The organism is Bradyrhizobium sp. (assembly GCF_017881085.1).
Taxonomy (GTDB): domain Bacteria; phylum Pseudomonadota; class Alphaproteobacteria; order Rhizobiales; family Xanthobacteraceae; genus Bradyrhizobium.
The window spans coordinates 1-8,556 of record NZ_JADGRI010000235.1 but is presented as its reverse complement, the minus strand read 5'-3'; the positions used below and the strand labels follow the sequence as shown (position 1 = coordinate 8,556).

General features: G+C 61.8%; 7 protein-coding genes. 4 read left to right on the top strand and 3 right to left on the bottom strand.

The annotated features are described in order from the left end of the window. The first annotated feature begins 130 nt into the window (after positions 1–130). Together QZ213_RS20020 and QZ213_RS20015 are read left to right on the top strand one after the other, a co-directional pair. Positions 131–1,138 (top strand): TorF family putative porin, encoded by a 1,008-nt coding sequence (locus tag QZ213_RS20020; RefSeq protein ID WP_291687832.1) that lies wholly within the window; start codon positions 131–133, stop codon positions 1,136–1,138. A 101-nt stretch (positions 1,139–1,239) separates the two neighbouring features. Beyond that, positions 1,240–1,461: an HPP family protein gene (locus QZ213_RS20015; RefSeq protein WP_291687831.1), complete on the top strand. Its 222-nt coding sequence runs from the start codon at positions 1,240–1,242 to the stop codon at positions 1,459–1,461. A 54-nt stretch (positions 1,462–1,515) separates the two neighbouring features. Here QZ213_RS20015 and QZ213_RS20010 read toward each other — a convergent pair whose 3' ends face one another. After that, complete coding sequence (locus QZ213_RS20010; protein ID WP_291687830.1) at positions 1,516–3,261, bottom strand: ABC transporter ATP-binding protein/permease; 1,746 nt, start codon at positions 3,259–3,261, stop codon at positions 1,516–1,518. A gap of 306 nt (positions 3,262–3,567) precedes the next feature. Between QZ213_RS20010 and QZ213_RS20005 the strand changes: the two genes are divergently transcribed. Next, positions 3,568–5,232: an L-lactate permease gene (locus QZ213_RS20005; RefSeq protein WP_291687829.1), complete on the top strand. Its 1,665-nt coding sequence runs from the start codon at positions 3,568–3,570 to the stop codon at positions 5,230–5,232. Between the two features lie 144 nt (positions 5,233–5,376). Continuing rightward, positions 5,377–5,793 carry an META domain-containing protein gene (locus tag QZ213_RS20000; RefSeq protein ID WP_291687828.1) on the top strand — a complete coding sequence of 139 codons (417 nt, stop codon included), beginning with the start codon at positions 5,377–5,379 and terminating at the stop codon, positions 5,791–5,793. 20 nt (positions 5,794–5,813) lie between these two features. On the opposite strand, the gene QZ213_RS19995 is transcribed toward QZ213_RS20000, so the two are convergent. Beyond that, a complete protein-coding gene (locus QZ213_RS19995; RefSeq protein ID WP_291687827.1) occupies positions 5,814–7,007 on the bottom strand; it encodes a hypothetical protein in 1,194 nt (397 codons plus the stop codon). 108 nt (positions 7,008–7,115) lie between these two features. Next, the coding region (gene groL / locus QZ213_RS19990) for a chaperonin GroEL (RefSeq protein ID WP_291687826.1) at positions 7,116–8,556 on the bottom strand (1,441 nt) is incomplete at its 5' end.

Genomic DNA, 8,556 nt, shown 5'->3' with positions numbered 1-8,556 from the left:
TTTTGCTTCACTGTGCGGCTGCCACGTTCCAAATTGCGGTCACGTTAAGGAAATCCGCTGCAGTCGGTTATCGCTTGTCCCTGGGGGGCGCCGGAATCGGACTGATCTTTTTAATGTGATGGGGATCGTCATGAAGAAAATCGTCTTGTTAGCAACGGCGCTGGCAATGGTATCGGGTTCCGCCTTTGCTGCGGATATGCCTTTGAAGGCTGTCAAGGCTCCGCCTCCGCCGGCGTTCGATCCCTGGGATGTCGCCTTCGGCAGCGCCATCATGAATGACTACATTTTCCGCGGCGTCACCCAGTCCAATCACAATCCGTCGGTCGCCGCCTATTTCGAGCCGCGCTACAACGTGACCAAGGACCTGCAGCTCTACGTCGGCAGTTCCTTCGAGAGCATCTCGTTCGCCAACCGCGCGGCTGCTGAAGTCGACATCTACGGCGGTATCCGCCCGACCTTCGGCGCATTTGCCTTCGATATCGGCGTCTGGGGCTACCTGTATCCGGGCGGAACCTGCTATTTCGGTGCACCGACCGATAACGCCGGCAAGCCCCTTAGCGCGGAGTGCCAAGCCAACTTCCTGATGAACGGCAACGCCATGAAGAAGGACGTTAGCTTCATGGAAGTCTACGGCAAGGTAAACTACACCATCAACGATAACTGGGCGGTCGGAGTGAACGAGTACTACTCGCCGAACTTCCTGAACTCCGGCGCCTGGGGCGACTATGCCTCGGTGACCGCCAAGTACACCGCGCCTGGCAGTGTCTTCGGCACCAGCGGCGTCGGCATGTACATCTCGGGTGAGTTCGGCCGTCAGTGGCTCGGAACCTCTGACTCCTTCTATGGCGTGCCTCAGTTTGCTGGTTTCCCGAACTACACACGGGGCATCCCCTATGCCAGCTACGATACCTGGAACATTGGCATCGGCTTCACCTACAAGGTGTTCACGCTTGATCTGCGCTACTCCGACACCGACCTGAACAAGGGTAATTGCAACGCCTTCACCAGCGCCTTCAACGCTTCCGGAACCACCAACGTCACCTCGATCAATCCGGGCGGCTTGGGTTCGAACTGGTGCGGCGCTGCCGGCATCGTCAAGCTCTCGGCTGACCTGACCGCGATGACCAGCCTGAAGTAAGTCATTCTCTCGAGACCAAAGGGGCGGCAGAGCGATCTGCCGCCCCTTTTCATTTTGGGGTGAGCCCTGCATGAGACGGGATTGGCGGCAGCTGTCTGCCGATGCAATCCGCCGCAACGATCACCGCAATGCCCTGGCGGGAGCCGTTGCGGGCGCTGGCGCCTCGCGCTCCATCGGCGTCAGAGTGGGTCTCGCTCGAATCGCAAACTCCGCTGGTCGTCATTCCGTTTGCGACCTCCATCGTGCTGGTGATCGGCTCGCCGCAAGTGGAGCCGGCGCAACCGCGCGCGCTGATCGGCGGGCATGTCGTGGCGACGTGGTAGGGCTGGCCGTGCTCGCGGTGGGGTTGGCCGCAGCGCTGGTTGTAAAAGGCCACCCTAGGGGACCTTGACGTCTTCCTTGCGGTTCTGCAGCGCAAACCGGTCGCCGTCGCGGTTCAGCACCACGTTGCGCTGGTGGAAGGCCTCGAGCGTCGAGCGATGACCGATCGAGACGATCGTGGTGGCAGGCAATTTCTTCTCGATCAGTTTGTAAAGTGCTGCTTCCGAGGCCTCATCCAGCGAAGCGGTCGCTTCATCGAGGAACAGATATTGCGGCTCATGCAGCAAGGCGCGGGCAAGGCCAAGACGCTGCTGCTCGCCCAGCGAGAGCATGCGATTCCAGTGCGCTTCCTCCTCCAGTCTTGCTGCGAGCTGAGGCAGTCCGACCGCGACCACGATATCCCTGACCCGTTCCGAACTGAACGCGCCGGCCTCGGCGGGATAAACGATCGCAGCCTTCAGCGAGCCGACCGGAAAATACGGCCGCTGTGGCAGCATCATCAGGGTCGCTTTTGCGGGAACCGCGATCGAACCACTGCCGAACGGCCAGACTCCCGCGATGGCGCGGAACAAGGTCGACTTGCCGGCGCCGGAGGGACCGGTGACCAGCGTACGCTCATTGGCGCTGATGCTGAAGCTGTCGGCCGAGATCAGCGGCGTTCCGTTGGGCAGGCTGACCACGAGTTTCTCGAGGTCGATAGTCCCCCTGTCGTCCGGTTTGACGTGAACGATGTTTTTTTCCACGTTCAGCGCGGCGGCATTTTCGATTGATGTCTCGAACCCGCTCAGGCGTTCCACCACGGATCGCCATTCGGCAATCGTCCGGTATGATGTGATGATGAACGACAGTGAATCCTGGACACTGCCGAAGGCGGAAGCCGTCTGCATCATGCCGCCGAGCTGTATCTTCTCGGCAAAATAGGCCGGCGCCACGAGGATATACGGGAAAATCACCGCGGCTTGCGAATAACCGGAAGTGAATGCCGTCACCTTCTTGGTACGCTGCATGATGCCGATCCAGTTCTCGACCACCAGCGCGAAACGCGACAACAGCCGCGCACGCTCGGCGGGCTCGCCGCGCAGCAATGCGATCTGCTCGGCATTTTCCCGCGCGCGAACCAGATTGAAGCGGAAATCGGCCTCATAGCGCTGTTGCTGGAAGTTGAGCCCGACCAGCGGCCAGCCGATCAGATGGGTCAATAGCGTCCCGAGCAGCGCATAGATCAGTGCGCCCAACACCAGATAGCCGGGAATCGCAATGTCGTTGCCGAAAAGGTGCAGCGGCGCTTCGTTAGACAGGCCCCACAGGATGACGACGAACGATGCCAGCGTCACGACCGAGCTCAAGAGCCCGATGCCGAGCCCCAGCGTCTGCTCGACGAAACGTTGGGTATCTTCTGCGATGCGCTGGTCCGGGTTGTCGGCGGCGTCGCCAAGCAGCTGCATGCGATAGTGATTGGCGTCGTGCAGCCAGCCGCCGAGATACCGGGCCGTCATCCAGCGCCGCCAGCGGATCTGAAGCCATTGATTGAGATAGAGCTGGTAGACCTTCAGGACCACCCAGAACGTCGCCAGCACGCAGAAGTAGCCGAGCTGATACCAAAAGACCGCCTGGTTTCGCTCCTGCAGCGCGTTGTAAAAGACGTTATTCCAGCGGTTGAACAGGACGGTGAGGAATACGGCCCCAAGCTCGAGGCCGATGACCGCGGCCAGAAGCCCGCGGGCTGCCCATTTATCCTCGGAACGGAAATAAGGTGCGGCGATCCGCCATACGGTAGCCAGCGTCGAGCGGGTGTTGTTCACAGATTGCCGTCTCCAGGGGAATGGCTTCAAAGGCCTGAAAAAATGGGAGAATTTGAGGGCATAGACTAAAGTCGTAGATTCTGTGATCTGCGTTCGCTTGTCCCAGCCTCCGAGTCAACCCTAGCATGGTATAGCGGCGAGGGACCGGGGGCTTCCACACTTCGCGAGGTTGTGAGCGAATTTAGGCACTGCCCAAATTCGCGGCCCGATTTCGCGCATTGCCGAGACACTCCGATAACCCTGCCAAGCATGCCTGACCTTCCACGCTGGTCGGGCCGCCGGGGAAATGCGTGGGGAGGAAGTGCAATGTGGAATCAAATTTATAATCCGCTCAACAATGCGGTCCTGTCGACGATCGCCGCAGCCATTCCGGTAGTCACGCTTCTGGTGTTGATTGCCAGCGGCAAGGTCAAGGCTCACATCGCGGCCATCATTGCCGTGGTGCTCACCAACCTGATCGCGATCTTCATCTTCACCATGCCGGCAGGCATGTCGATTCGCGCGACGCTGCTGGGGGTCGTAGCGGGATTCTTCCCGATCGGCTGGATCGTGCTGAACGTCATCTTTCTCTACCAGATCACGGTCGCGACCGGGAAATTCGAACTGTTGAAGCGCGCCGTCGGCGGCGTCACCGAGGACCGGCGGCTGCAATTGCTGCTGATCGCGTTCTCGTTCGGCGCGTTTTTCGAAGGCGCCTCAGGATTTGGCACACCGGTGGCGATCACCGGCTCGGTCTTGATCGGCCTCGGCTTCTCGCCGCTTGCGGCTTCCGGCCTGTCGCTGATCGCCAATACCGCCCCCGTTGCCTATGGTGCGCTCGGCACGCCGATCCAGGGCCTGGCGTCGGTGACCGGTCTCGATCCCTATATTCTGGGCGCGATGGTCGGACGCCAGCTGCCGGTGTTCTCGCTGATCGTGCCGTTCTGGGTGGTATGGGCGTTCGCCGGCTGGAAGGGCATGAAGGACATCTGGCCCGCCATTCTGGTCACGGGTCTGTCGTTCGCGATCCCGCAATTCGTGATCTCGAATTACATCAATCCGTGGATCGTCGATATCGGCGCTTCGCTGATTTCGATGGGCTGCCTGATCCTGTTCCTGAAGGTCTGGCAGCCGAAGCAGCTCTGGCTGTCGCCGGCGCTGCGCGGCAAGGACGAATCGGCATCCACCATGGCTGCGACCAAGGCGATGGACAAGACGCCGCTGACGCAAGGCGAACTCTGGAGCGCGCTGTTGCCATGGATCATCGTCTGCGTGGTGATGCTGCTCTGGGGCAACGGGGCCTTCAAGACCTGGGCGAACGCGAACTTCGTCTGGAACTACCCCATTCCCGATCTGCACAACATGATCAACACGGTGCCTCCCGTTGCGGCGAAGCCGACGCCGCAGGGCGCGGTGTTCGGGTTCACCTATCTGTCGTTTACCGGAACCGGCATGCTGATCGCCGCGATCATCTCCGGCTTCCTGTCGGGCTTCTCGCCGGTGAGGATGATTGCGGAATACGGCCGCACCATCAGGCTGTGCGCGATCTCGCTGATCACGATCTCGGCGATGCTCGCGATCGGCACGCTGACGCGGCTGTCGGGCGTCGATGCGACGCTGGGTCTCGCGTTCGCGGCGACCGGCGTGCTGTATCCCTTCTTCGGCACGCTGCTCGGCTGGCTGGGCGTGGCGCTGACCGGCTCGGATACGGCGTCGAACATCCTGTTCGGCAACCTGCAGAAGATCACGTCTGAGCAACTCGGCCTGTCGTCGGTGCTGATGGGCGCCGCCAACTCGTCCGGCGGCGTGATGGGCAAGATGATCGACGCCCAGTCGATCGTCGTCGCCTCCACCGCCACCAACTGGTACGGACATGAAGGCACGATCTTGCGCTTCGTGTTCAAGCATTCCATCGCGCTGGCGTGCCTCGTCGGCATTCTCGTGATGTTGCAGGCCTATGTTTATCCGTTCACGGCGATGGTCCTGAAATAACAGATCGGTCCATGCGATACCAAAAATCCTCGCGGTCGATCGACCGCGGGGATTTTCTTTTGGAGCGAAAATTTTGTGGCGGCCAATCTGGTCAATGTCACGCATGGCCATTAGAACAGCGCGCCGGGACAGTTCGAGGGTTGCATGTTTTCAACGACAGGCTTTGTGAGGCGGACCGCAATTGCGCTGGTGCTCGCGGCTGCTGCTTTCCCTTCCATCCCGGCCCACGCCGAGGACGAGTTTCCGTTCGGGATGGCGATGACTCTGGACGTGGCGCCTCAGCCGGGATCGAAGCGATTGCCGAACCTCGAGATCGGCGACAATGGCGAGGCCGTGCTGGAGCTGTGGTGCAAGGGCGCCAGAGGCCAGTTCTCGGTGGCCGGCAATACCGTGATCTTTGTCCCGGGGCAGCTTGAGGATCGCGCCTGTCCGCCGGCCAAGGCTCAGGCCGACGACGAACTGGTTGCGGCGTTGAGCGAGGCCGGCACCTGGAAGCGGCAGGGCGATTTTGTCAGTTTCATCGGATCGAGGACACTGCGCTTCCTTCTCGACACCAACTGAGCAATCGGAATAAGCGGTGGCTATTTCCAGGCCGATTTGTCCGAGTCCCAGCGCTGGCCCTTGAATTCCTTCGCCAGCGCCTCGACCGAACCGTTGTCGTCCTTCTGGTCGCCTTCCTCGTCGCCGCTGGTTTCCTCGGCCAGAGCGAGTTTGGCGCCCGCGGATTCGTCCGCCGTCGTAATCACGGGAGCGCTGATCCACAACATCAGCTTGTCGGAGCCGCCCGGCTTGTCCGGGGAGACCAGCGCCGTGATTTCGACGGTCTCGGTGAGGTCGAGCGCGGAGAATAGCTGGCTCGGCCGCTTGAACGTCAATTTCAGCGTGCCGGTATTGGCGTTCCAGGTCGACGACGACGATTTCGCCGCAAGCGTCCTGGTCAGGACGCCGGCGACTGCGGCGGCGAGCTTGTTCCTGTTGATCTTGTCGCCGTCGCGCCAGTCGGCGGCGGAAAAGCGGATCGTGCGGTCCATGTCGACGATGCCGCTGGTCCAGCCTGCGGCGACCACGCCCGGCTGCGACCTGAATTTCGCAATCAGCGTTGCGGCGCGATCCGGATCGACCGTCATGCTGATAGTCTGCTCGCCGGCGCGCAGCGCATCGCACGTGACGGTGAGGCTGCTGAGAGCAACTTCCAGCTCCTGCCCCTTCAGCGCTTTCAGGAAATCCAGCGCCGCATCCAGCTTCACCTTCACGCCGATCGATTCGGGAGAGACTTCGCTGAAATCCTCAGGCGCCGGCGTGATGCCGTCATCGACGGTCTGGTTTTCCTTGAATTCCTTTTCGCTGAGATCTGAATTCTCCGACGAGGCGACTTCGGTCACGGTCTGGCCGATGCTGATCTGGCCCTTGAATTCGAAGGTATCGCCGGTCGGCTTGCGCGCGAGTTTCACCGTGACCGGCAATTTGGCGCCGAGGGTCTGCGCGGTGCCGGTCATGCTCTGACCGTTGACCGCGAGATCGGCGACGAAGCGGTCCTTGCGGTCCGAGCCCTTCTCGGCCGGATAGCAGACGTCGAGCACCGCCGAAGTGACGGTCTTGCCCTGCCGGTTCTCCTTGAGGATGACGTCGGCATTGCCGCCCATCAGGCCGTCGATGGCCGTGAAATATCTTGTTTCGTTGGGGTTCGCGGGCTTCGTCGAGAGCTTCATTTGAGCGAAGGCAAGATCGGACGATGCCGGCAACAGACCGACCAGACAGAACAAAAGCGCGCGCATATCAAATTCCTCGGAAGCCAGAATCGGCCGCTACCGTAGTGCTTTTTGGCTAAAAAAGAAGGCCGCCCGGAGGCGGCCTTCGTCGATCCCTGATGTCGGTAACAGGCTTTAGAAGCCCATTCCGCCCATGCCACCCATGCCGCCACCGCCGCCGGGCATCGGCGGCGCCGGCTCCTTCGGCAGTTCCGCGACCATGGCTTCGGTCGTCACTAGAAGCGCGGCCACGGAGGAAGCGTCCTGCAGCGCGGTGCGCACTACCTTGGCCGGATCGATGATGCCCTTGGCGACCATGTCGACATACTCTTCGGTCTGGGCGTCAAAGCCGAACGTCTCCGACTTGTCCTCGAGGATCTTGCCGACCACGATCGAGCCTTCGACCCCGGCATTCTCGGCGATCTGGCGGATCGGCGCTTCCAGCGCCTTCAGCACGATATTGATGCCGGCCTGCACATCGGGGTTTTCGTTGTGGATGCGGCCGACCGCCTTCTTGGCGCGCAGCAGCGCGACGCCGCCACCCGGCACGATGCCTTCCTGCACCGCCGCGCGGGTCGCGTTGAGGGCGTCCTCGACGCGATCCTTCTTCTCCTTCACCTCGATCTCGGTCGCGCCGCCGACGCGAATGACCGCGACCCCGCCGGCAAGCTTGGCAAGCCGTTCCTGCAGCTTCTCGCGGTCGTAGTCCGAGGTGGTCTCCTCGATCTGCGCCTTGATCTGGCCGACCCGGGATTCGATGTCCTTCTTCTTGCCGGCGCCTTTGACGATGGTGGTGTTTTCCTTGTCGATCACGACCTTGCCGGCGCGGCCGAGCATGTTGATCGTCACGCTTTCGAGCTTCATGCCGAGTTCATCGGAGATCAGCTGACCGCCGGTCAGGATCGCGATGTCTTCGAGCATCGCCTTGCGGCGGTCGCCGAAGCCGGGCGCCTTGACGGCGGCGACCTTCAGGCCGCCGCGCAGCCGGTTGACCACCAGCGTCGCCAGGGCCTCGCCTTCGACGTCTTCCGCGATGATCAGGAGCGGGCGGCCAGACTGCACCACGGCCTCCAGCACCGGCAGCATCGACTGCAGGCCGGACAGCTTCTTCTCGTGCAGGAGCACGTAGACGTCCTCCAGCTCGGCGGTCATCTTCTCGGCGTTGGTGATGAAGTAGGGGCTGAGATAGCCGCGGTCGAATTTCATGCCTTCGACAATGTCGACTTCGGTTTCGAGCGACTTGTTCTCTTCGACGGTGATGACGCCCTCGTTGCCGACCTTCTGCATCGCCTGCGCGATCATCTTGCCGATCGCGGCGTCGCCGTTGGAGGAAATGGTGCCGATCTGGGCGACTTCGGACGAGGAAGCGACCGGCTTGGCGCGCTTCTGGATATCCTTGACCACGGCATGCACGGCGATTTCGATGCCGCGCTTCAGGTCCATCGGATTCATGCCGGCGGCGACCGACTTGGCGCCCTCGCGCACGATCGCCTGCGCCAGCACGGTGGCGGTGGTGGTGCCGTCGCCGGCGGTGTCGTTGGTCTTGGAGGCGACTTCGCGCAGCATCTGCGCGCCC

Bases quoted from the DNA above. Each gene is read 5' to 3' on its own strand.
- QZ213_RS20020 (WP_291687832.1), top strand. From the start codon at position 131: ATGAAGAAAATCGTCTTGTTAGCAACGGCGCTGGCAATGGTATCGGGT.
- QZ213_RS20015 (WP_291687831.1), top strand. From the start codon at position 1,240: ATGCAATCCGCCGCAACGATCACCGCAATGCCCTGGCGGGAGCCGTTG.
- QZ213_RS20005 (WP_291687829.1), top strand. From the start codon at position 3,568: ATGTGGAATCAAATTTATAATCCGCTCAACAATGCGGTCCTGTCGACG.
- QZ213_RS20000 (WP_291687828.1), top strand. From the start codon at position 5,377: ATGTTTTCAACGACAGGCTTTGTGAGGCGGACCGCAATTGCGCTGGTG.
- QZ213_RS19995 (WP_291687827.1), bottom strand. From the start codon at position 7,007: ATGCGCGCGCTTTTGTTCTGTCTGGTCGGTCTGTTGCCGGCATCGTCC.